This is a genomic window from Lactococcus sp. AK05, assembly GCF_041026685.1.
GTDB lineage: Bacteria > Bacillota > Bacilli > Lactobacillales > Streptococcaceae > Lactococcus > Lactococcus lactis.
Genome location: NZ_JBFTEI010000001.1, coordinates 125864 through 150010, shown reverse-complemented (window position 1 = coordinate 150010; position 24147 = coordinate 125864). Strand labels below are relative to the sequence as shown.

The window sequence follows — 24147 nt, the reverse complement described above, 5'->3', positions numbered from 1 at the left end:
AAATTGCTGTTAAAAAGTGCTGATGGAATTCGTCAGCGCTTTTTTAGTAAAGTGATAAAAACTTTGAGGAAGAATCTTATGAAATCATTAATTAAAGTTGTTACCCTCTGTCTAGTGGCTTGTGTCTGTTTAATATTATCACCGCAAAAAGTTTGGGGAGCAACGACATATAACACTGTAATTTCAACAAAAACAGTTGATTACCCTATAAAAATTCAACAAAATAGCCGCAATGACGGTTTGTACATCTCTGCTCCATATTATACTAATTTAGAAACTTCCATTTCTAACACTCTAGCTAAGAACTATGATAATCAATATGCTTATGTAACTAACGAGGAAGTTACAAGTGGGAATAATGTGACCTGGTTACAAATTCATTTTATGGATAATACAGCTTACTGGATAGATAAAAGCGGAACTTCGCTTTATGGATATTATTCTATAATATCCTCTCAAAATGTGGATTATCCTGCAACAATAAATCAAGCTACTCGTTCTGATGGCTTATATTATCCAAGTCCTTATTTTACAACTTATAATACAATTTTTTCAAATACGCTTGTTAAAAACTATAATAATCAGAAAGTATACGTCTCCAAAGAAGAAACGACAAATAATGGTGTAACTTGGGCATTTATAAATTTATCTGATGGTACAAGTTATTGGATGGACAAAGCTGGATTGAGTTTAGACAGTTTCGACAAAATCCTATCTAGCAAAACTTTAGCAGGTACTTTACAAATTAATTTTAAAGCAACTGGTATCAATAGCGATTTATATCAAGATGGTCCTATAATGACAAGTGACAAATCGATTTGGTCACTAGGCAGTAGTTCTGATAAACAATTTGATGGACAAGTTGTAAAAATACTGCAAGAGAGTGCCACCTCTTCACATGGAAGTTGGGTTCAAATTCAACTTAATAACGGAAATATATGCTGGATAGACAAACAGGCTTTAATCAACCAATACTCCTTAACTTCAATACAGAAGTATACAATCGACACTAATGATAATAGTTATTGGCAAGATTTTCAAAGTGACGGAAGTCGTATTGTAACAATAAAACCTACCACTAGTAACTATACTTTATTTAGTGGTCAGTTTGGAAACTACAACCAACCAATAGACAACTCTCTCAATCAAGTAAGCAACTATTATATCGCCTCCCAAGAAGAAACACTGCTGGGAACTGACGGAATGATTATTACTGCGGTATCTATTTCAAATGACGGTATTAATTGGTTTTGGATTGACAAAAGAGCACTAAGTTATGGACCAGATGGTAATAAAACAGCCTACGAAAGTTTAAAGGGTTCAGGAATCAATGGTGCAATAAAATGGTATGTTGCTCCTGATGACCCTTTAGCAGGAACTATTCAAAATGCTATTAATAGATGGAATACTGCTCTACCGGGAATTTTTGCAGATACTCCTTCTCAATCTGATACAGATATAAATGTGAATTTTAATGAAACTCCTCTCAATGATGGCTTGTGGGCATCAACAAGTCGAGGATATTATTATAATATTGATGCAAATGGCAACGAAATTCCAGGCACACGTATTGGAAATTCAAAGATAATGATTTCCTTGAATAATACAGGTTCTTCTAACGTCATCACCGAAGCTTTATTAAATAATATCCAAGCCACTGATATTATCATGCATGAATTAGGTCATGCTTTGGGTCTGGGGCATTCAGGACAGTATAATATCGATGGAACTTTAGCTGATTATTCTTTTGCAGGGCCTTCAGACTTAATGTTTTCAGGCTCAGACGATAGAAATATAGCCAATTACAAAGACATTAGCTCAGCTCAGATTAAAGTTATCAAGTTAATTCGGCAATTGGGTTGGACTTATGTGGGAACTTCAATAAATGCGCCTGAACCAAGGCCGAAGGTGATATCAAATATTCGTGAAGGTTGGCAAACATTAGATTAATTAATAAAATTAAATTCTTAAAGTGAATCGAGAAAAATAATGGAAGAAAGACAAGTAGAATATATTTGGCCAAGCAAAGAAAATTTTCCCGGAAAAGAACAAAATATGGGATTAAAAAATTTTATGCTCCCTGAGAGTTCAGACTATGAAAAAATAAAAGAATATGCTCTAAAAAATTATACTTTCGACGGTTATGATGAAGAGAAGGGATATCTTTTAAAACCGATTGAAGATATTATTTACAAAAACATGAAGGAATACAAAGGGGTTTATTATCAGTTTGAAAAGACCAATTGTTGGGATGGAGATTTAACAGATAAATTAGTCGTTTGGTTCCCACCTTTATCAGATAAGTTCACAGTTAATGCAGAAATGAGATATTTTGCTTGGCCCAATCAACGCTGGTCATCTTTAATGAAACGTGTTCCACATAATACTTCTATTTTAAGAATTGCAGATACTAATCTCATTACAGGTTCATTTTTTCAGAACACTGTAAATTTTCCTGATTACGAAGATAATGTACAGAATTTAATAAAAAAAATAGCAAAAGAAAATCATATCGAAAAAGAGAATATTTTTTTAGTTGGTGAAAGTAGAGGAGCTGTTGGTGCATTCTTACATGGACTTTTGGGGGATTATCCTATGGTTCTTTTAGACCCTCTACTTGATCGCTCTATCTTTTGGGAAGAATTTAAAGATAATTGTGACACAACTTTTTCTTTTGATTTAGTCCCAACTTCATTTCTAGAACGCTATAATCATTTATTAGCCTCTACCTTATTGACTCCCAATAAAATAAAATTGATTACTTCTGATAATGTCACTGGTTCATATCCATTTTTAAAAAAATTACATTTGGAAAAAATAACTTTGCTTAATCTAAATTACAAAATGCTTTTTAACCGTAATGCTTTTTATAGTCATGGTACATTTGCATGGAACAATTATAATATTCTTTTACGTTACCTTAACGAACTTTTAATTGATGTAGATATCACCTTGGAAAAAGATGAACTTCAATTTGATTGGGAGAATTGGTCAGTACGTCTTCCTGATACAAGTCGAACTTTCTATTTTAAAATTCTAGATGATTCTTTAAAAGTAGTCCGAACTTCATATAATGTTGAAGATAATAAAGAGAACAAATTAAATTTTTCTATCAAGACATCTTTCAAAAAAAACTCAAAATATAAAATAAGTTTTGAACTAAAAAGAAACGAAAAATCTTTTTTTCTAGGTAAATTATATCTTTGCACCGAAAATAAGGAACAGCTCATTAACAGAAATATGATTGAACAAAAAGAGGAAACTTACTTTGCATATTATACATTTATTAGCGATGACAGCTACCGTTTCATTAGTCTTTTTTCGGAAGATTATGTTAAAGATTGGGAAGTAGATATTATTAATATTAACATTCAACTTTTATAAAAAATTCCAGCAAGATATAATAGGTCAATAATTATATCAAGGTGCTGAAAATGCATAATCAAAGTGATATAATATAAAAAATATCCATAATAGGAGGTCGATATGACAAGGATTCAAGATGATTTATTCGCTACTGTTAATGCTGATTGGTTAGAAAATGCAGAAATTCCTGCTGACAAACCAAGAATTTCAGCTTTTGATGAATTAGTACTAAAAAATGAGAAAAATTTGGCTAAAGATTTAGCTGAGTTATCACAAAACCTACCTACTGATAATCCAGAATTGCTTGAAGCAATCAAATTTTATAATAAAGCAGGAGATTGGCAAGCAAGAGAAAAAGCGGATTTTTCTGCCGTAAAAAATGAACTTGCTAAAGTTGAAACTTTAAATACTTTTGAAGATTTTAAAAATAATTTGACTCAACTCGTTTTCCATTCACAGGCACCTCTTCCATTTTCTTTTAGTGTTGAACCTGATATGAAAGATGCTATTCACTATTCTCTTGGATTCTCTGGCCCGGGATTGATTTTACCTGATACCACTTATTATAATGATGAACACCCTAGAAAAAAAGAATTACTTGATTTTTGGGCTAAAAATACAAGCGAAATTTTAAAGACATTTGATGTTGAAAATGCAGAAGAGATTGCAAAGTCTGCCCTTAAATTCGATGCTCTTTTAGTTCCGTCAGCAAATACTTCTGAAGAGTGGGCAAAATATGCTGAACTTTATCATCCAATTTCTACTGACAGCTTTGTCAGTAAAGTTAAAAACCTGGATTTAAAATCTTTAATTAAAGATTTAGTAAAAACTGAACCTGATAAAGTCATTGTTTATGAAGATCGTTTTTATGAATCATTTGATTCACTTATCAATGAAGAAAATTGGTCACTCATTAAAGCTTGGATGCTGACTAAAATTGCACGTGGCGCTACTTCTTTCTTCAATGAAGACCTTAGAATTCTTGGTGGAGCTTACGGACGTTTCCTTTCAAATGTTCAAGAAGCAAGAAGTCAAGAAAAACATCAACTTGATTTGACTGAGTCTTATTTTAGCCAAGTGATTGGTTTATTCTATGGTAAAAAATATTTTGGTGAAGCTGCTAAGGCCGATGTCAAACGGATGGTCACTGCGATGATTAAAGTTTACCAAGCGCGTTTGTCTAAAAATGAGTGGCTTAGTCAAGAAACAGCTGAAAAAGCCATTGAAAAATTAGATGCTATTACTCCTTTCATTGGTTTCCCAGATAAATTGCCTGAAATTTATAGTCGTTTAAAAACAACTTCTGGCTCTCTCTATGAAGATGCCCTTAAATTCGATGAAATTTTGACTGCTCGAACTTTTGAAAAATTCTCAGAAGATGTTGATAAAACAAGCTGGCATATGCCTGCTCATATGGTCAATGCTTATTATAGTCCTGATAGTAATACAATTGTTTTTCCAGCAGCAATTTTGCAAGCTCCTTTTTACTCTCTTGAACAATCTTCATCACAAAATTACGGTGGAATCGGCGCAGTCATTGCTCATGAAATTTCTCATGCGTTCGATAACAACGGCGCCCAATTCGATAAAGAAGGAAATTTGAACAAATGGTGGTTAGATAAAGATTATGAAGCTTTTGAAGAAAAGCAAAAAGAAATGATTGCACTCTTTGACGGCGTAGAAACCGAAGCTGGTCCAGCAAACGGAAAACTCATTGTGTCAGAAAATATTGCTGACCAAGGAGGAATTACAGCGGCACTGACAGCAGCTAAAGATGAGAAAGACGTTGATTTGAAGGCATTCTTTAGTCAGTGGGCTAAGATTTGGCGCATGAAAGCAAGTAAAGAATTCCAACAAATGCTTTTGTCAATGGATGTTCATGCACCCGCTAAACTTCGTGCCAATATTCCTCCAACAAATCTCGAAGAGTTTTACGAAACTTTTGATGTTAAAGAAACTGATAAGATGTATCGTGCACCAGAAAATCGTCTTAAAATTTGGTAATAGTTAATTGAATACAAAAAGTACTTCTAAAATATAGAAGTACTTTTTATTTATTAGAGCAATTCATCTTCAATAATTATTTTCCCTTGAGCTGTAAAAGAAATTCCCTCTTTTTTTAGAAGTTCCATTTGCTCACTTTTAGCAGGCTCTGGCAATCCAATTGTTCTGTCAGAACGCACTACACGCCACCATGGTAGTTCATATTTTTTAGACATCGAATGCAAAATTCTAGAAACCTGCCGTGCACCATTTGGTAATCCAGCTAAAGCTCCCACATCTCGATAACTCATGACCTGCCCCTCTTTTAAATTTAGAATAACTTCTAAAATCTTTTTTGTATTTTCGGTAATTTCTGCCATTTATTATCCTTTTTAGCTCTTATTAATAAGTCTGTCAGTAACTTTTTTACTGACAGACTTATTTTTTATTAGATATGTAATTTTCGACGAAGTGACAAACCTCTTGGACCAAACCATTTTTCTAGAAGTCCAAGTTTAGCAGCAAACCAGAGATAAGTATAAAAACCTGCACCTCCGGCAATGGCAGCAATAAATACTGAGGCAATTCGACCTGGGCTCTTACCGAAAATAAAACCTAAAATGATTTCAACGATAATAACCACAATAGCCATAAATCCTGTCAGTAAAGTTGCCCCTTGAATTCCGCGAACTGTATTCTTAATTGAAAAATGAGTTAACTCATGTAGTTTTCTAATGAATAAGAAAACACCAACTAAGAATGAGACAGTGGTCGCAAGTAAAGGTCCATAAGTATGGAAAATAAGTATCATTGGAACTTGCAAAACTAATTTAATGACAAGAGTCAAGGTAAAGATTCGCATTGCCAAACGTTTATGGTCCATTACTGTCAGTGGAGGATAGACAATCATATAAAGTCCCAACAAGAAGGTTTGTAAAATAGCAAAGACAAACAAACTACTTTGTAACCCAGAAGGAATTTGGTAGAAAATTGTATAAATCGGTTTAGTCAATAGTGACATTCCAATCACGGCAGGAAGCATAAAACCAACGTATAATTGGAAATTATAACCTACTAACGTTGCAAGTTCACGCCGATTTCCTTGAACATAATGCTCTGTAATCAGAGGGTCTGAAACAGAACCAAGCGTCAATGCGACACCCAACAAGACCATCGTTAATTTATCAGTATTTGCTGAGAAATAACTCATCAGAACAAGCAATTCATTATGACTATAGTTTGTTACCCAAGGCATCATATTCATAAAGGTTGAGTTATCAATAATTTTAAAAATTTGAATAGCTGAACCAATGACAATAAATGGAATGGCTGTGTGTAATGTTGATCTAAAAATTTCTAAAGCATTAATTTTAGATTTTACAGGACCAGGATTAATTAATTTATTAAGATTTCCTGATTTCTGTAAGTAATAGAATAATACAGCGTAGGAACCTAACATCCCAATAAAAGCAGCCAAGGTAGATTGTGTCACGGCATTTTGCCAATTGTGCGAACCTAACTTCATGATAGCAAAAGTTGCTGCTAGCATCCAAATGACCCGAACAATTTGTTCCAAAAGCTGACTCATAGCATAAGCTTTCACCTGATTCAGACCTTGGAAATATCCTCGAATAACTGACATCGATGGGAAAATCAAGACAGCCAATGCTAAACTTTTCATGACTGGAATTAAATCTGCGCTATCCTTACCTCCAACAAGGGCTGAGAGTGGACCTGCAAGAAAGAACATGAGCCCTGACGCAACAATTCCAAGAACCAGCATCACTCCGAGCATTTGCCGAACGAGCCGGTAAGCCATGTTAGGGTCATCTAATGTATTATAGCGAGCCACTTCACGCGCAATTGCCGCCGGAATCCCCACTGTTGAAATCAATAGGAAAAGAGCATAGATATTATAACCCATACTAAAGAGGGAGTTGGCCTCATTACCAAAACGCCCCATCCAAGCATACCAAGGAATAATATAAATTACCCCTAGTATTTTCCCAATCATGTCCGCACCAGTCCGCCAAGCAGCACCAGAGAGCATCTGATCTTTTGATTTTGCAGCCGTTTTTGGTGACTGCTGACCTGTATTCATTATTTTTTCTGAATCTTCCATTGTTCCATTTTACCCTAAGTTCTGTATTTTGACAATAAAAGAATGGTTTTAGATCATTAATTCACGATGTCATCTATTACCATCTATAAACAAATGGGACATGCACCAGCTCTTGGCTTGTGCTATAATATAGGGTAATGGGATTTTTTCCCTTAGTTTCCTTGTTTTAGAAAGGTATCGCGAATTTAGCGATAAATAGGCATTCCTCACATGATTAGGCTTGAACAAGTTATAGAAATACTAAAAAAAGATAATAATTTCCGTGAAATTTCTTCTGCTGGCGAATATTATTTCAACTGGCCAAAGGAAGTAAACTTTGACCAACTCTCTTATGATTCACGAAAATCTACAGAAAATACCCTTTTCTTTGCCAAGGGTTTGAATTTTAAAAAAGAATATTTAATAGACTTAGAAGCTGCTTTTTATGTTTCAGAATTTGATTATGAAGTAGCTCTCCCAGCAATTATTGTCACTGATGTTAAACGAGCAATGGCTCTAATCGCTGCAAGCTTTTATGATTTTCCACAAAATAAACTCAAAACCTTAGCTTTGACTGGTACAAAAGGAAAAACCACTTCTGCTTATTTTGCTAAAGCAATCCTTGACAAAATGAACGGTGGCAAAACTGCACTTTTATCTACTGCCCAAACAACTTTGGATGGAAAAAATTATTTTAAATCAGAATTGACAACTCCTGAAAGTCTTGATTTACTGGAAATGATGGCAAAAGCTCTGACAAATGGAATGACACATTTGGTCATGGAAGTTTCAAGCCAAGCTTACAAAACAGAACGGGTTTACGGTTTAACATTTGATGTTGGAGTTTTCTTAAACATTTCTCCTGACCACATTGGCCCAGTTGAACATCCAACGCTTGAAGATTATTTTTACTGCAAACGTCAACTTCTCAAAAATTCACGTTATTTTGTTGCTAATTCCGAAATGAATCACTTTGCCATCATTAAAGAGGAACTTAAGGAACGTAAAATTCCACATGCTTTCTATGGTGCTGATTCTGAAAATAAAATTATTGAATCAAAAGGACTTCATTTTGTTACTGACGGTTCTGTCAGTGGAGCATTTGACATTCGCTTATTAGGACGCTTCAACCAAGAAAATGCCTTAGCTACAGCATTAGCAACTAAAGCTTTAGGTGCTTCATTAGAAAATATCCATGACGGTTTAGCCCTTGCTGTTGTTCCAGGACGCATGGAACTTCTTACTGCCAAAAATGGTGCTCACATCTATATTGATTATGCTCACAACGGCCTGTCATTAGAAAATCTTGTTGAAGTTGTTGAAGAACACCATGCTGGTCAGCTTGTTCTAGTCCTTGGTTCAACCGGAAATAAAGGCGAAAGTCGCCGGAAAGATTTCGGACAAGTGATTGAAAAACATCCGCGACTTGATGTCATTTTAACTACTGATGATTCAAATCGAGAAGACCCTAAAATAATTGCTGACGAGATTGCTTCTTTTGTCAGTCGCAGGCTTGATTTTGAACTTGACCGTGAATTGGCAATAAAAAAAGCTGTCAGTAAAACTAAAAGTGCTGACGATGCTGTGATTATCGCCGGAAAAGGGACTGATATGTTCCAATTAAAAGACGGGAAACGTCAACCTTATATTGGAGATACAGCTGCTGCTCAAAAATATCTCTAATTTACTGACAAAAATTCTGTCAGTAAATTAATCATAAAAAAACGACTCAATGGGAGTCGTTTTTTCTTTTTCTTCTGACTAGGCAAAAGAATTAACAACAGCAAGAATTCTTTGTAATTCCGCATGAGTTTCATAACTTACAGTATCCGAATAAAGTAATGCTGAAAGATTCCGTGAAGAATAGCCAGCTTTTTCACTTACCTCATCAATATGCAAATTTTTTTCTTTCATTTTGTACAAAATAGCTTCTTTAAAATTGTTTGTAATTTCTTCTTGTTGAAATTGCGAAAGATTGTTAAATTCATCACTTGAATAATTGACCAAATTTTTTGAATTCATCTGCATCGCCTCTTTTATATTTATTTAGTAAAATCAATGACCATTCGACCTTCAATTTTTCCTGCCTTCATTTCATCAATAATATCATTGATTTCTTCCAGTTTGCGTGTCGCAACAATTGGTTTTACCTTACCTTCTGCTCCAAATTGAAATGCTTCTGCCAAGTCAAGTCTTGTTCCGACAAGTGAACCTGCAACCTCCACTCCGTCAAAAACAACTGTTGGAACTGATAAAGTCATCTCAGTATTGGGAAGTGCCACAGCAACCATTTTGCCCATAGGTTTCAAAGAAGCAACCGCTTGTTCAAAAGCAATCCTTGCAACAGCACAAACTATTGCACTTTGTGCTCCTAAGCCGCCAGTTATTTTTTTAATTTCATCAACTGGATTTACATCACCAGAATTGATAATCACATCAGCTCCAATTTTTTTTGCTAAATTTAATTTATCTTGATTAATATCAACAGCAATTACTTTTGCTCCAAAAACATTTTTAGCATATTGAATTGCTAAATTTCCAAGTCCTCCAGCACCAAAAATTACTTGCCAATCACCAGGTTTTACTCCTGATACTTTGATTGCTTTGTAAGTTGTTACTCCGGCACAAGTAATTGAGCTAGCTTCAATTGGGTCAAGTCCGTCAGGAACTTTGACAGCATAATCGGCAACAACAATTGCTTCTTCAGCCATTCCGCCATCAACTGAATATCCTGCATTTTTAACTTCTCGACAAAAAGTTTCATTACCAGATACACAGTATTCACAGTGACCACATCCTTCAAAGAACCAAGCCACTGAAACCCGATCACCAACTTGAAGCGAGCTTACATCAGCTCCAATTTCTTTGACTATTCCAATTCCTTCATGACCAAGAACAGTCCCTGCTTTGTTGCCATAATCACCTGCTGCAACGTGCAAATCGGTATGACAGACTCCACAATATTCCATGTCAAGCAAAGCTTCATTAGGTTTGATTGCTCGAAGTTCCTTTTCAACAAGGTCCGCATAACCATCTGGATTGTGTCTTACTACTGCTGCTTTCATAAGAAAGTCTCCTCTATATATAAAATTTTGTAAACGCATTCTTTCGTTTTATTATATCACTTTTCACTTCATTTTGTATCATTTAAAGTAACAAAAACATCTTGGTTTTTTTAATGTAATCTTTGAACCATTCGTTATCAATTTTTATGAGTCATTTGTGATTTTTCTTCTTCTTTTACGTATAATATAGTAAGAATGAATTTAGAAGCTAAATTAAAAGAAATTTTTGGTTATGACAATTTCCGAAATGGTCAGAAACAAATTATTGAACAAGTCCTAGAGGGCCAGGCCACTCTTGGTATTTTACCCACAGGAGCTGGAAAATCAATCTGCTATCAGTTACCAGCTCTTATTCAACCGGGGCTTACTCTCGTAATCTCCCCACTTATTAGCTTGATGAAAGATCAAGTCGACCAGCTGAATATTGCCGGAATTCCAGCAACATTTATTAACTCTACCCTAGAGGATTCCGAGTCTTATCAAAGAATGCGACAGGTTGAAAATGGCGAAATCAAGCTTCTGTTTGTAGCACCAGAGCGTTTTTCATTAGACTATTTCAATGCCTTTTTACAAAAACTTCCAATTGATTTAGTTGCCATAGACGAAGCACACTGCATTTCACAATGGGGGCACGATTTCAGACCCAGTTATGTCGATTTTGCCTCTCACCTCCAATATTTACCAACAAATCCTACCGTCTTAGCCCTTACGGCTACTGCGACACCAAAAGTTGCAGATGATATTCAAAAACTTCTTTCAATTTCCCCCAGTCATACTATTAAAACCGGTTTTCTTAGAGAAAACTTACGTTTTGAAGTAGTCAAAGGGATGGATAAGAGAACTTTTCTTAAAAATTATCTTAAAAATCAAGAAAGTGAGGCTGCTGGAATTATCTATGCCAGCACTCGTAAAGAAGTTGAAGAAATTTGTGAATGGCTCAACCATAATCATTTCAAATCCGTTCGTTACCATGCTGGACTGAGCGAACAGGAACGTCAAATAAATCAAGAACTTTTTCTCTTTGACGAAGTGCCAATAATGGTTGCCACTAATGCTTTTGGCATGGGAATCAATAAACCAAATGTTCGATTTGTGATTCATTATGCCCTTCCCGCAACAATTGAAAGTTATTATCAAGAAGCTGGGCGAGCAGGACGGGATGGGCTTGAATCTGATGCTATCCTCCTTTTTTCACCAAATGATTTACGAATTCGTAATTTCTTGATTGAGCAAAGTGAAGGTGATGAAGCGCACAAGGAACATGAATACGAAAAGTTTCGACAAATGCAAGCATACACAAGTGCCGAAACCTGTTTGCAACGCTATATTTTACAGTATTTTGGCGATGAAGGCGAAGACTGTAAAAAATGCAGCAACTGTCTTGATGAAAGAGAACTTCTTGATATCACGATTGATGCTCAAAAAGTCCTTTCTTGTGTGGTAAGAATGGGAGAACGATTTGGGAAAACAGCCGTAGCACAAGTTTTAATCGGTTCCAAAAATAAAAATATTGCCAAATGGAATTTTGAATCTTTATCTACCTTTGGAATCATGAAAAACTATTCGCAAAAAACAGTCGGCGAATTAATCGATTTTCTTTCAGCCGAAGGTTATTTAAATATTACGTCAGGCAAATTCCCCTTGTTACTTCTTTCACCTCAAGGTTTAAAAGTTCTCAAAGGTCAAGTCAAAGTTTATCGCAGAGCCAGCCTACTCATTGAACCAAAATCAACCGTTTCACATCAGTTTGATGAAGAATGTTTTGCAAGCATTCGTGCCCTTCGACTCGAGCTAGCAAAAAAAGAAGGTGTCCCTCCTTTTATGATTTTTTCTGACAGCTCACTTAAAGAAATGGCACAAATTTTACCAGACAGTCCAAGCCAATTTTTACAAATTTCTGGTGTCGGACCTGTTAAATTAGAAAAATATGGTATTCTTTTTATTGAAAAAATAGCTGAATACAAAAAAGCTGAGTAAATCTCAGCTTTTAGTGAAAATCTAGTCCCCCTTCAAAATGAAAAGGGGACTTTTATTAGTTTTAATAACAAGAAGGACTTTCATAATAAAATATGCTGCTCAAGTAGATAAAAGCGAAAAATAAATTGTAGAACAAATTATACACTATTTTAATGAAACCTGATCGTAAAACAAGCTTGTCCTCACATTCAGATTTAAAGGATATCAATCTTATTAATTTATTTTAAACGTATTCATTATATCATATACTTTTTTAATTCTTATAATAATTTAGACTAATAACTCTCAATAGAACTCAATTAGAAAAGTTCTAGCACTCTGACTATATTTATTATTTTTGTTTCTCTTTATAAACTGTTTTTTTGAGGATAACTATACCTTATCGCTACTAGTATTTGTTAATAATCTACATATGTATCTCTCTCATGCTTACAATACTTTCATTTCAACTATAAGTGGTCGAGGATAGAAATAAGTCTTACATCCAATACCATACTCAATTTCATTCGCATTCAAATCTAATATGCATAAACTTTCAACTTTTCCCTCACAATTATATAGAAATTGACAATTCGACTCAGAGAAATGAATCATAAGCTCTACTTCATTTGTTTGGATTATATTTTCATTGATTGATTCCTCTTTACCTTTTCGATCTAAATTTATTCTTCTCCCAGAATCTAACGCAAAATAATAAACATCATCTTTGATTCTAATAACAATACCTGCGGCAAAATCGGAAAATTCCTTATTTTCAATAACCTTCACATTTATTTTAAAATCAACTTTGCTACTCTTTTTAAACATTATTTTGGGACTATCATCACCAAGCCAAGTATTATAAATCTTATTACCATCAAACGTAAAATAAATGTTTTTTTCTTGCTGAGTAATAATATTGTCTTCATTATTTTCAATTGTAGTAGTTTGGCTTACATTTAATATAGATGCTTGACCAAAATTATCTAGATATCTCAATTTCAATTGCTGCCAAATTTGATTTTCTAAGCTTCTTATTTCTTCAAGCTCTTTTTCACAAAAATAACTTTCTCCTTTTAACCTATTTTTATATGATTTCAAAATATATGTTCTCCATTTATCAATCAATTTTAACTTATTATTAGTCAACAATTCTACATCGTTTTGCATTAAATATCCAAACTGGCTCATCTCATTTATCATAATTGAAAAAAATAATTCTTTATATTTAGGCATATTTAGAACCCTCTTATTAAGATTTCCCTTATTTGCTAATTTTTTTATCTCAACACTTGATGCTTCATTTTCAAATATAATCCTAAGACAATGGTCTAATAATCTTGAAATTACTAATGGCTCATTGGAGCGTTTTTCAAAAATTAGTATGAACTCTTCTTCATCTACAGCAATATTGTCAAAATACGATTTATAGGCTTTAAAAAGTGTTTCATACTCTATTGAAAATTCTAATTCTTGTTGATCATCTGATTTAATTTGTGTATGGTCTAATATATAAAGTATTTTTTTAGGTCTATCAAAACCTTTGATGATTATCGGATGCTCCCAGTCGCTCTCTTGATAATAGTCTGAGTAATAAATTTCTCTTAAATTTACAGGAACTATTACTGGGTTATTCATAGAAATATGTTCTTCTAGTAAACTAAATAAGTCGTCTTTAGAATACGCCTTTGATACCCGCAAGTCACATACCAGTTCAAAAGTATTGATTTCTCTCGCAAATAGCTCTTTTGATTCACTAATACCATTAATGTGATAACATTTATCATAGTTATTTACCATATAAAAAAGATTGGATAACGATTGATCAAAACTATTTAAACAGATTCCAAAAGCTCTTGAAAAACAATTGACTTGATCAATTGGGTAAAAACCTATGTTAGATTTTATTTTTGAGTTAATACACTTATCATCCATGTTCTTTTCCTCCATTAAATAAATGAATTGATTTTTCCTCAAATCTTGAAAAATAAAGGTATTCTTTTATATTAAAAGGTAAAAAACGAGCTTTTTCTTTACTTTCAACAAATAATTTTGTATCAAAATTGAGCGGTCCAATATATAGTTTTTGTTGATTCCTTAACTCAAAAGTTCCGATACTATTTCCTTTAAAAAAACCAAAAAAGAATAAATACCTACACATTAAGTATTCGTAATAATCTACTTTTATTTTTTTATTAGTATAAAATTTTTTATTTTCAATAATTGCATTTCGAATCTCAAAAAAATCTAAAGGTATTCCCTCGATATTAGTACAGAATCCCAACCAAACAGGATCAACCATCATCCATTTATTGTATTCTTCTACATATAAACTAATAAGCCAATGACAATCACCGATACGATAATCATAAGGGTTACACTGAACAAGAAAAGCTTTAAATCCAGAATTAACAAAAATCTCCTGAAGTATAATCCCGTGCATTAAACAATTAATTCCCCCACCTTCGTCTATCGCATATTTTAGAATATCTTTTCCATATAGTTTTCCTCTATATGGAGTATAACCATCATGTTTTAAATGAGCATCTATCCACGAGAATAATTGATCAACATATTCAAGAGTTGATAAATTATTCTGCGTTGGAATGTCATATTCTTGAAAATTAATTTTTCGATCTGAATCTGAAGCATAGCTAAAATAATCTATATTATCTTCAAAATTAAATTGGGTTCTAAAGTTTGGATATTCTTTTAACTTTTTTCTATATTCAAACATCTCTTTAAGATAATTTTTTTTCATATTTTCCATATTTATCGCATTCTTTCTTTTTTACATTAATCATTTTCTTTTATTCCGTAAACAAATAAATTACCAAAATTAATATATGAACTTTCAGATTTTGCAATGTTAATCAAAGAATCAAAGTATTCTTCAATTTCTTGATTGGTAATACGTTTTGTAGCTGTATATATGTGTCCACTTTCTCCTTGCTTTTTCCATAATTTAGTAATTTTGTTTAATGACTCACGCGTGGTATTCTGAGAGTTTATACTTACATCTAAAACTTTTATATTTTTAAAAAATGAACTATTCATCAATGTAAATAACTTTCTTCCCACATATATATCGTTTTTAATAAGTTTCTTTATCATTAATTCCGCTTGAATAAACTTCTGATGATTTTGTGGAACTGGAAATACAATGTCTAAACCTTTATCAATATCAAAAATTCCTAATTTCCCTCCAGGTTTTAGAACTCTATATATTTCTTTTAATGCTAATTCAGGATTTCTTAAGTGTTGAAATAAATATCTACAAAAGCATACGTCTATTGAATCATCAGAAAATGGTAGTGAAAAGCAATCCCCCTCTTGAAATTTTAAGTTATCCAAATCTCTAAATTTCCCCTGATTCTCTAATACAAATTTACTCTCCCTATCCATTCCAATAATAGAGCAACTTGGATTTGTAAGAGCTAACATATAAGATATTTCTCCTGTACCACAACCCAAATCCAAAATTGTTTCTGATCTACCAATATCCAGTTGTTGAAAGCATTTTACGATTTCCTCTTTTTGAATATTAATAGATTCTGATAATCGTTCTTTTTCAAGTATCAATGTATCTGCTGTAAATCTTGCTGTATTATATGAATCTCCAATCATAATATTCCCCCTCTAAAGTTGAATAATTTGAGTCAATAGTTGCCTACTTTCATCATAAAGATGATGTGTAATAATAATTACTGTCATATTTGAATCTCTTAATATAGTTTGCTCAATTTTTATAGCTGTATTTTTATCAAGATTAGCCGTACTTTCATCCATAATTAAAATAGGTTTATTACCAAGCAACTCACGTGCAATTGAAATTCTTGCTTTTTGTCCTCCAGATAAATTATCATCAAAAATCATGTCCATTTTATCTTTTGTAAATTCCTCTGTTATACTTTTTTTCAAAACTTCTTCGAATAGTTCTGTAGAAATTTCTCTTCCTATTTTGAAATTATCTAATAAACTTTCATGAAAAACATAAGACGATTGATTAATTAAACTTATCACATTCTGTAAACTTTGAATATTTACTTTCTTATAATTTAACTGATCAATCAATATATCTCCTTCATAATTTTTTGAATCTCCCATTAATAACTGAACTAAAGTTGACTTACCAGTACCCGAATCTCCAACTATTGCCACTTTTTCTCCCTTTTTTATTTTAATATTTGGAAATTTTATGATTTGGTTATTTTCAAATCTAATCACTAAATTTTTTGTTTCTATTGAGTCAGTAAAATCTTGTATTTGGAGTTTAGTTCCATCAAATAAACTTTCTTCGTCATTTTCAATTTGTTTATATTTATCTATTAATTGGAAAGTCCCTTTAAATGTTACGATATTGTATGCTGCACCTCTTGTATAATTAAATAAACAACTTGTTAAATTCGCAATTGAAAAAATCACGCCTGTCGTCACTTCACCACGTATAATTAGATAGCCTGTGACTAAAAACATTACAGATTGAGCAATAATACTTGCCATCATGGAAACCGAATTAGCAGTAGCTGATAGTTTAGCTAATTTAACTTTAGGATTGATTAAATTATTAAAGCTACTTAAAATTTGTTTTTTAAAATATCCTCCTTGATTATTGTGATAAAAAACTTCAAAGCCATTAAAAAAATCTGTAGTTTTTCCTAGCGCTTTATTCGAAAATTCTGAAACTTCATTAGTTGCTTTTGAGATTCTTTTTTCAAAAAATTGAGGAGCAAAATATACAAAAGCAGTCATTATGACAGATACAATCAGCAGTAACCAATGAAAATAAATAATAGCAAAAGCATTCATTAATACAGTAACAACGCTTTCTATAGCTCCATAAAATTGTGCAAAACCATTGTCATGTATCAAGGTCATATCATTAACTAACCACGAACTATAATCCTCTTTACTATTTTCTTTGACCTTATAATATGGTTTATGAATTATATTATTCAGAATATCTTCCCGAATTTTATTGATTTGATTTTGCATGATTCTTTCTTTAAAAGTATCTTTTAGCGCTTGTAAAAAACTATATCCTCCCCAACACAAGACATTCATTACAGCCCAGAATATAAAACTGTTCCATTTTCCAGATATTAATGCGTTTAAAAGCCAAGTTAATGTAAGAGAACTAATAACATTAAGAAAAGCCCAAAGTATAATGAAAATAAATAATAATGTGTTCTGCATTTTAAAATTTTTAATATAATAAAACATTATAGTTCTCCTTAAACATTATGAATCTTCACTAAAAAAATTTATGATTTCTTCTGTGATTGCTTCTATATCTATTTGGCTGTCCACAATAAAACACTTTTTATCAGTTTCTTTAATCACTTTTTCTTGAAAAGCCACTAATTCCTTATAGTTGCATTTATTTGTAAGACTCCCTAAAACTGTCCACTTTGTATCTTTACTAATGGGATAAACTACCAAAGCTATTACAGTTGTTTCTTGCAGGCTTTGAATGTAATTAATGGTTCTTTTAATATATTCAATTGGGTCATTGTAATTAACAACTAAAATTACTCCATCAGGTTCCGTACCTAATAGAAGTTCTGTATTTTGGATAGAATAAAATGCTAAGTTACCTGTATTGTAGTGAACTGTTTGAGACTGTGATCCAACTATAATAATATCTGGGTTTGTTCGCTCAATCTCTCCCAACATTCTATTGATGGCATATATAGAGTCATTGCCAGTAACTTTGACAGATGAATTATAACCAAAAGGATAAACAACTTCAAATCCAAATAGATATCCTGTTGGTTCTGTTCCAAATTGACCAACTCTGTATCCTTCTTTTTTTAATTGCCTTCTCAATTGCAATTGCAAGGTATATTTTCCTTGTTTTGGAGAAGTTCCCATAATTGCAACAACTGGTTTATTAATACATCTCATCTTTCCAAAGGTATTATTTTTAACATCTCCCATTTTGACTTCTGGATGATAATAGTTTAGATTAGTCTTTATAACATTATCTGTCAGATAAGCTGATATGTCATCAAAAGCATATAACTTTTTGTTAAACTTTATGCATTTTTCAATAATTGATGAAATATAGTCTTTGCGTATTAAATTATTTATTTCCAAAATATGACCTAAAATAAAAGTATCAAATGGTAATGACCAATCTAATTTCTCAATATTTTGAATGATATTGTCATTTGAACAGTAGGGAAGCACTTCAGAAATTTTTTTATTGACATTACCTAAATATTTAGTATCAAAAATACCCAAGATATCAAAAGAACATAAATCCGTATTAGCGACGATACTATGAATTTCTTTGTTAAAAGGAAATACCACTGCCTTTTTTATTGGAAAGCTTTTTTTACTCTCCTCACTATAATTTTCAATATTAATAATTGTAGTTGCTTTATTTTTTAAAAATTGATGAATATCATAGTCTTCATTTACAATTTCCTTATAATTTTTACAAACCAAATTAGAAATATGTGGAGCAAAAAAACTGCTCCCTATTAAATTTTCAAACTTTTTATCTAGAAATGGGAGCAACTGTTTATGAGCCAAAAATCGGATATTAACCGGACTGTTTATAACATATTGATAACCCTTATTCGAAATTCCCTTAGACACCATATCAACACCTATAACTGTCTTAAATGCGGCAGGATATGATAAAGTCCCAAGATTGTCAAATGCAGATATAATAAACACTTTATTTTGATAAAATTCGTCACAAATATTTTCGAATAAATAAATATCTTCACAAAAAGATACACCTAAACTCATATGAATTATCTTACAATTAATATTTTGCTTTATGAAATTTAGTGTAAAAATAATATCTTCTAATTCTACAGTCAAATCTTCTTGGAATAACTTTATAACATAAATATTGATATCTGGATTGTCTTTTTTTAGCATATAATATATAGCTGTTCCATGCCCATAAGTATCATTAATATCACTATCTAAGATGTATTTATTACCGCACTTTGCAATTGAGATTCCATCTACCTTATAATTTTTTAAGGCTGGATGTCCCATTTCTACTCCACTATCAATTAAAACTATATCAGTAGTTATTTTTTCCATTATATTTTCCTTAAAAAAATACGATAAATTATATATAATTTACCGTATTTAATTATGTTATAGTAAGTTCAAGTAACTAAATTTTCTTTTTATATATAGAAAATTTTCAGATTCACTAGTAAATTAACATTGGCAATTATTTTCATTATAAAGTGCAAAATGTTTTTTAGATTTTTGACCTTTAACAAGTTTACGCATGATATATCTCCTTTCTTTATTTTTTTCTGTTACAAATAAAACTCTTCTTGAACTTCCATAATAGTTATTCAGTGAATCTGAAAAAGACTATCTAAAATTATTTAATATAACTTTCGATGCAATTCAATATTTTATTGAATGTCACCGTATCATAATCTAAACTAAAGAGTGCTTCATTATCATCAAGCGCAACACCTAGAAAATCTTCTAAATCTATCATTATTGATAAAAAGTTTAAAGAGTCTAAGTCTATTATTTTATCCTCTTCACCATATTCAATATTTATTCCATTTGTAATAAATATCTGTCTAATTCCCTCAATTTTTTGTGTATCGTACATTTTTTCTCCAGTCATAATGAATCTATAGTCGCCTTTTGATAGCCATAACAAATCTTTTTACCACTACTTAGTCTTCTAAAAGGACAATAATGGTTAAAACAAATTGGATAAAACTTACAACTATGACATTGTTTATCCGGAATCTCTCTCTGAATCCATGCTTTTTCCATTTTTTCATCAATGACCATATCCCCATTCTCTGTTATAGTACCTACTTTATTCAAACTTGATATCTCCGTATCATAAATTGCTAGTGAGCATTTCAACATATTCCCTTTTTGGTCAATATAATAGGAATTGGGTTTACACGCAGTACATAATCCAGCTCCAGCTTGCGCTACCGGTTGTTGATTCACACGAAATCCATGATTTACTAATGTATCATGAGCTTTTATAAAATCAGCATTGTTAATCATCTCACTCATTAATAACTTTATAGAACTTCCACCATAATTCCCCATTTTTTGACAGTTTAATGAAATTTTTTTATTTAGTTTCATAAACTCAATATCTTTCATAAACTCTTCCATATGATTAACTATGGACTTCGTTAAGTTAATTCTAATGACGACTTCATAATAACGGTTAACTTCATGACTTATTTCCTTCAAGTTTTCTATTATCTTATCATAAGAATCTTCATTTTCTTTATGAGGTCTTAACATATTATGTGTTTCCCTAGAACCATCCAAAGTAATTTGGTAAAGAAATACTCTATTAGAAAGTAATTTTTTTAAATTTTCCACACTAAGCAAGTAGCCATTAGTTGTCATTCCACTAATTAACGATATCTTTAATGACTTACAGATTGAATTACACTGTTCCATAAATTTTATAATATTATCTATTCCAAGAAGGGGTTCTCCTCCAAACCAATTAATTCGAACAGTTTTAAATTTTTTGCCATTTTGACGGATATAATTCAATACCCCATTCAAAACAGAATCCTCGATATAAATGTATTCTCGGTTTTCTTGATAACAATAACCACACTTAAAATTGCAATCGTCCGTCACTATAATAGTGAACTCTAAAACTTTCGAACTCATGATATTTTGATAAACCTCATCAGCTTTTTTAAATTCATCAATTTCACTATCTACGATAATACCGTCATCTATCAAATCAGTTAAGTCTTGACTCGTACTATCAATATCCCTGTTTTTCTTACTTAGAATCTCTACAATTGATTTATCGAATTTGTTATATTCTTTTTTCCCTGATAAGGTATTAAAAACAACAATTCCATCTTCCTTTTTCTTAACAAGATTAAACTTTGACGTCTTTAACAACACGCGAACCTCCTGTAACCGTTTACATAAGTTTATGATATCACAATCTACTTTTTTTGCAATATATTTGGGATGTTTTCAAAAAATTTGGGATATTTTCAAAGAGTTATCCATAAGAAAACTCAATACTGTTGTATTGAGTTATGACGGACATTCAATAAAAATCTGTAAAGTTTTCAAAAAGATTTTTGAGCTTATTGATATTACTAAACGACACACTTGCTACTTCATTACTATCCTCAAAACATACTACTGCTTTTTGAAAATCTATTTTTTCTATTTTATTCAAATTTACAATCAGAGAACGATCAACCCTTACAAGATAGTCTCTTAGATGATCAAAATATGCTAGAGGACTTCTTATTATTTTTGTTTTATCATCATGAACAATAACACAATTTTTATGCTCACAGTAAGTTTCTATAAATAGTATTTCCATAGGAAATAAAGTCATACCGTTAATGATGACTTTGTCATCACTTTCACTATTCGTAAACGACAATAATTGATTAAATAGAACATCTAAATTTATTAATTGTTCAACATTCATAGTGTAAACAGAATTACCTCCGTCTTGAAGATGAATGCTGTTATCTTTTAATTTTGATAGTATAATAATTTTTGCTGATTTATTATATTGTCTAATTTGTGACAAAAATGAATAATTACATTTTTCTGTTGGTTCCCAAAATATCATGTCAATATCTAAACTTATTTTCAATTCAAACAAAAAATTTTCTTTTGAGTCAAAAGTCATGAAAATAATTTTTTTATTATTTACTAAGGTTAAAGAGTTACAAATTTCTAAAGTCGTTTTAAGAGAGGCAAAAACAGCCATTTTATATGTCTTCATAATATTACTCCTAAATATTCCAATGCAATCGGTTGCATTATAATTATATCCCTTTTTCAATTTTTTAACAACTACTGACGGCGTCAAATATGTTGGACTAATAAAGTTAAGCAATAAAAACTATGTTGTAAAATATGTTTCTGACTGAAAATAAAATCCCTTTCAAAAAAGAAAGAGATTTTGATTCATTTCATTAAAACGAGAGAGTTCTATAAAGTATTTTGCAAGCAAAATAATATGGAAACTTCTGGTCGCTTTTTTATTCTGTAACTCATAGGTTGATAAAGTTGAAAACATATTTTTGTCAAAATAATCTTATACTCAATTATTTTTCTTTCGATAATTGCGCATCATGAAGTAGGCAATTACACCAAAGATAAGTGGCCCACCAATCATTGAAATAAATGATGTCAACATTTCAGATAATGCTTTACCAGTTTGGTCAACAGCTGGTAATTGAACATAATTCACAATTGGTTGAATAATTGTGAAGAAGTTAGCCCCACCAACAACAACCAAGACCAAAATTGTCAAGAAGTTCACAACAAAGTTTGATTTAAAGAACTCAATTGGTTTAGCAATATTTTTATTCTTCTTGAAGTACCAGAAAGCAATAACGATGAAGAGATAAGGCAAAGTCATAGAAACATTAGCCATATAAGTCAAAATGAGGAAGAATTGACTTGCTCCACCTTGTGAAGTCAAGAAATTCAAAACAATAATTAAGGTAACAATTGCAAATTGGATCCACATTGCAAATTTTGGCATTCCTTCTTCATCAAGTTTTCCTAATTTACCAGGCCAAAGTTTTTCTGGTGTACCAGTAATCAACTGTTTGATTGGACTATAAGTCAAGGTAAAGAAAGCGCCCATGTAAGCAAGAAGCATAGAAAGACCGATATAACGGGCGAAAATACCACCAAGCATATCTGCTCCAGAAGTAGAAAGTCCAAGTGCATGACCAACTGCTTCACCAAGGTTTTGCAAAAGCATGTAAGGAACAGTCCCAAGGTTCATTGATCCATCTTTAATGGCTGGAATCCATTGTGAATAATCAACAAAGAAACCAACACTAAGAATAGCAACAGCATAACCCACAGCAATAATAAGTGCTGATGTGATGATTCCTCGTGGGAAGTTTTTCTCAGGCTCATGAGTTTGGTCAACTAAACCAGCAATTGATTCAACCCCACCATAAGCAAAAATGGCAAAAACAAGAAAGGCAATAAAGGCAACAATACTACCATCAAAAGTTGGATTAGGAGATGAAGTAAAAGCAGCAAGGTTAATTGGTGTTGCTGGATGACCATTAACAACAAGTACAAGAACAGCACCAAGAATTAATATAACATTGAGTGAAAGGACGGCAACCCCCGCAATAGAGGTGAATTTTTTAATGGTTTCCACACCTTTTGAAACCATAAAGGTAATCAATGCCATCCAAACTACAGCTGCAATTGAAATCCAAAGTAATGAAGGGGTGTGTGTTGAGTTACCAAAAATCAAATTGACCATTGGAATCAAAATTTTATTGGCAACACTTACCATCCAGATAACATAAGAAGCATACCACATGAATGTTCCAACGAAGGCGAAGGTAGGGTTAACTGCCTCACTCATCCATGAATAAATTCCTCCTTTTTCATCTTTAAATGCTGAACCCATTTCCGTTACCATAAAGGCAAAAGGGAGGAAAAAGAGCAGGGCTCCAATAATATACCAAGGAATGGCGCCGTAGCCCATTTGGTAGAAAGCGACAGGGATATTCCCAAAACCAAAGACTGTCGTAAATATCATCAACGAGAGTCCTACGAGTGAGAGTTTACCTTTTGTGTTTTGTGACATAATCTTTCCTTTTACATTTATTGACTTATAATCAGTCAATTTTATTTTTAAAGTCTTGAATAATAGCTCAATTTTACTAA

At 32.0% G+C, this 24147-nt stretch carries 18 protein-coding genes; 5 read left to right on the top strand and 13 right to left on the bottom strand.

Translation table 11 applies throughout. The annotated features are described in order from the left end of the window. The first annotated feature begins 78 nt into the window (after positions 1-78). The 3 genes from AB6B24_RS00760 (at position 79) to pepO (ending at position 5370) form a co-directional block, all read left to right on the top strand. Positions 79-1950, top strand: a complete 1872-nt coding sequence (locus AB6B24_RS00760) for a GW dipeptide domain-containing protein (protein WP_311802965.1) — start codon at positions 79-81, stop codon at positions 1948-1950. A gap of 39 nt (positions 1951-1989) precedes the next feature. After that, the gene (locus AB6B24_RS00755) at positions 1990-3384 is read left to right on the top strand and encodes an XcbB/CpsF family capsular polysaccharide biosynthesis protein (RefSeq protein WP_311802966.1); all 1395 of its coding nucleotides are present in this window, start codon (positions 1990-1992) and stop codon (positions 3382-3384) included. 102 nt (positions 3385-3486) lie between these two features. Continuing rightward, the gene (gene pepO, locus AB6B24_RS00750) at positions 3487-5370 is read left to right on the top strand and encodes an endopeptidase PepO (RefSeq protein ID WP_332529225.1); all 1884 of its coding nucleotides are present in this window, start codon (positions 3487-3489) and stop codon (positions 5368-5370) included. A 53-nt stretch (positions 5371-5423) separates the two neighbouring features. Here pepO and AB6B24_RS00745 read toward each other — a convergent pair whose 3' ends face one another. Both AB6B24_RS00745 and AB6B24_RS00740 read right to left on the bottom strand, forming a co-directional pair. Next, complete coding sequence (locus tag AB6B24_RS00745; protein WP_003130332.1) at positions 5424-5729, bottom strand: MGMT family protein; 306 nt, start codon at positions 5727-5729, stop codon at positions 5424-5426. A 68-nt stretch (positions 5730-5797) separates the two neighbouring features. Next, positions 5798-7471, bottom strand: a complete 1674-nt coding sequence (locus AB6B24_RS00740) for a polysaccharide biosynthesis protein (protein ID WP_010906146.1) — start codon at positions 7469-7471, stop codon at positions 5798-5800. A gap of 210 nt (positions 7472-7681) precedes the next feature. On the opposite strand from AB6B24_RS00740, the gene AB6B24_RS00735 reads away from it, so the two are divergent. Continuing rightward, complete coding sequence (locus AB6B24_RS00735) at positions 7682-9133, top strand: UDP-N-acetylmuramoyl-L-alanyl-D-glutamate--2,6-diaminopimelate ligase (RefSeq protein WP_311802968.1); 1452 nt, start codon at positions 7682-7684, stop codon at positions 9131-9133. A 78-nt stretch (positions 9134-9211) separates the two neighbouring features. On the opposite strand, the gene AB6B24_RS00730 is transcribed toward AB6B24_RS00735, so the two are convergent. After that, a complete protein-coding gene (locus AB6B24_RS00730; protein WP_017864931.1) occupies positions 9212-9472 on the bottom strand; it encodes a hypothetical protein in 261 nt (86 codons plus the stop codon). 20 nt (positions 9473-9492) lie between these two features. After that, positions 9493-10515 (bottom strand): alcohol dehydrogenase AdhP, encoded by a 1023-nt coding sequence (gene adhP, locus AB6B24_RS00725; RefSeq protein ID WP_033899903.1) that lies wholly within the window; start codon positions 10513-10515, stop codon positions 9493-9495. Between the two features lie 195 nt (positions 10516-10710). Here adhP and recQ point away from each other — a divergent pair, with 195 nt between their 5' ends. Continuing rightward, complete coding sequence (recQ, locus tag AB6B24_RS00720; RefSeq protein WP_311802969.1) at positions 10711-12492, top strand: DNA helicase RecQ; 1782 nt, start codon at positions 10711-10713, stop codon at positions 12490-12492. A 429-nt stretch (positions 12493-12921) separates the two neighbouring features. Here the strand turns inward: recQ and AB6B24_RS00715 are convergent, their stop codons facing one another. The 9 genes from AB6B24_RS00715 to yjeM form a co-directional block, all read right to left on the bottom strand. After that, positions 12922-14406, bottom strand: coding sequence for a hypothetical protein (locus tag AB6B24_RS00715; RefSeq protein ID WP_230318036.1), 1485 nt, complete (start codon positions 14404-14406; stop codon positions 12922-12924). Further along, complete coding sequence (locus AB6B24_RS00710) at positions 14399-15232, bottom strand: hypothetical protein (RefSeq protein WP_311806811.1); 834 nt, start codon at positions 15230-15232, stop codon at positions 14399-14401. Before AB6B24_RS00710 ends, AB6B24_RS00715 begins: the two co-directional genes overlap by 8 nt. Before the next feature lie 35 nt (positions 15233-15267). Then, positions 15268-16098, bottom strand: coding sequence for a class I SAM-dependent methyltransferase (locus tag AB6B24_RS00705; RefSeq protein ID WP_195936411.1), 831 nt, complete (start codon positions 16096-16098; stop codon positions 15268-15270). 12 nt (positions 16099-16110) lie between these two features. Then, entirely contained in the window at positions 16111-17694 is a 1584-nt protein-coding gene (locus tag AB6B24_RS00700) for an ABC transporter ATP-binding protein (RefSeq protein WP_195936409.1), read from the bottom strand. Positions 17695-17712: 18 nt separating this feature from the next. Then, a complete protein-coding gene (locus AB6B24_RS00695) occupies positions 17713-19539 on the bottom strand; it encodes a DUF1611 domain-containing protein (RefSeq protein WP_195936408.1) in 1827 nt (608 codons plus the stop codon). Positions 19540-19834: 295 nt separating this feature from the next. Beyond that, complete coding sequence (locus AB6B24_RS00690; protein WP_311802972.1) at positions 19835-20077, bottom strand: hypothetical protein; 243 nt, start codon at positions 20075-20077, stop codon at positions 19835-19837. Between the two features lie 11 nt (positions 20078-20088). After that, positions 20089-21372 carry a radical SAM protein gene (locus AB6B24_RS00685; protein WP_195936404.1) on the bottom strand — a complete coding sequence of 428 codons (1284 nt, stop codon included), beginning with the start codon at positions 21370-21372 and terminating at the stop codon, positions 20089-20091. A gap of 151 nt (positions 21373-21523) precedes the next feature. Then, positions 21524-22222, bottom strand: coding sequence for a LytTR family DNA-binding domain-containing protein (locus tag AB6B24_RS00680; RefSeq protein WP_195936403.1), 699 nt, complete (start codon positions 22220-22222; stop codon positions 21524-21526). 321 nt (positions 22223-22543) lie between these two features. Beyond that, a complete protein-coding gene (yjeM, locus tag AB6B24_RS00675; RefSeq protein WP_311802973.1) occupies positions 22544-24067 on the bottom strand; it encodes a glutamate/gamma-aminobutyrate family transporter YjeM in 1524 nt (507 codons plus the stop codon). Positions 24068-24147 lie beyond the last annotated feature (80 nt).

What these genes read in the sequence shown, in the direction of transcription:
- AB6B24_RS00715 (WP_230318036.1), bottom strand. Translation starts at nt 14,406, where the DNA reads ATGGATGATAAGTGTATTAACTCAAAAATAAAATCTAACATAGGTTTT.
- AB6B24_RS00695 (WP_195936408.1), bottom strand. Translation starts at nt 19,539, where the DNA reads ATGGAAAAAATAACTACTGATATAGTTTTAATTGATAGTGGAGTAGAA.
- yjeM (WP_311802973.1), bottom strand. Translation starts at nt 24,067, where the DNA reads ATGTCACAAAACACAAAAGGTAAACTCTCACTCGTAGGACTCTCGTTG.
- AB6B24_RS00710 (WP_311806811.1), bottom strand. Translation starts at nt 15,232, where the DNA reads ATGAAAAAAAATTATCTTAAAGAGATGTTTGAATATAGAAAAAAGTTA.
- AB6B24_RS00760 (WP_311802965.1), top strand. Translation starts at nt 79, where the DNA reads ATGAAATCATTAATTAAAGTTGTTACCCTCTGTCTAGTGGCTTGTGTC.
- AB6B24_RS00740 (WP_010906146.1), bottom strand. Translation starts at nt 7,471, where the DNA reads ATGGAAGATTCAGAAAAAATAATGAATACAGGTCAGCAGTCACCAAAA.
- recQ (WP_311802969.1), top strand. Translation starts at nt 10,711, where the DNA reads ATGAATTTAGAAGCTAAATTAAAAGAAATTTTTGGTTATGACAATTTC.
- adhP (WP_033899903.1), bottom strand. Translation starts at nt 10,515, where the DNA reads ATGAAAGCAGCAGTAGTAAGACACAATCCAGATGGTTATGCGGACCTT.
- AB6B24_RS00705 (WP_195936411.1), bottom strand. Translation starts at nt 16,098, where the DNA reads ATGATTGGAGATTCATATAATACAGCAAGATTTACAGCAGATACATTG.
- AB6B24_RS00755 (WP_311802966.1), top strand. Translation starts at nt 1,990, where the DNA reads ATGGAAGAAAGACAAGTAGAATATATTTGGCCAAGCAAAGAAAATTTT.
- pepO (WP_332529225.1), top strand. Translation starts at nt 3,487, where the DNA reads ATGACAAGGATTCAAGATGATTTATTCGCTACTGTTAATGCTGATTGG.
- AB6B24_RS00745 (WP_003130332.1), bottom strand. Translation starts at nt 5,729, where the DNA reads ATGGCAGAAATTACCGAAAATACAAAAAAGATTTTAGAAGTTATTCTA.
- AB6B24_RS00690 (WP_311802972.1), bottom strand. Translation starts at nt 20,077, where the DNA reads ATGTACGATACACAAAAAATTGAGGGAATTAGACAGATATTTATTACA.
- AB6B24_RS00700 (WP_195936409.1), bottom strand. Translation starts at nt 17,694, where the DNA reads ATGTTTTATTATATTAAAAATTTTAAAATGCAGAACACATTATTATTT.
- AB6B24_RS00680 (WP_195936403.1), bottom strand. Translation starts at nt 22,222, where the DNA reads ATGAAGACATATAAAATGGCTGTTTTTGCCTCTCTTAAAACGACTTTA.
- AB6B24_RS00730 (WP_017864931.1), bottom strand. Translation starts at nt 9,472, where the DNA reads ATGAATTCAAAAAATTTGGTCAATTATTCAAGTGATGAATTTAACAAT.
- AB6B24_RS00735 (WP_311802968.1), top strand. Translation starts at nt 7,682, where the DNA reads ATGATTAGGCTTGAACAAGTTATAGAAATACTAAAAAAAGATAATAAT.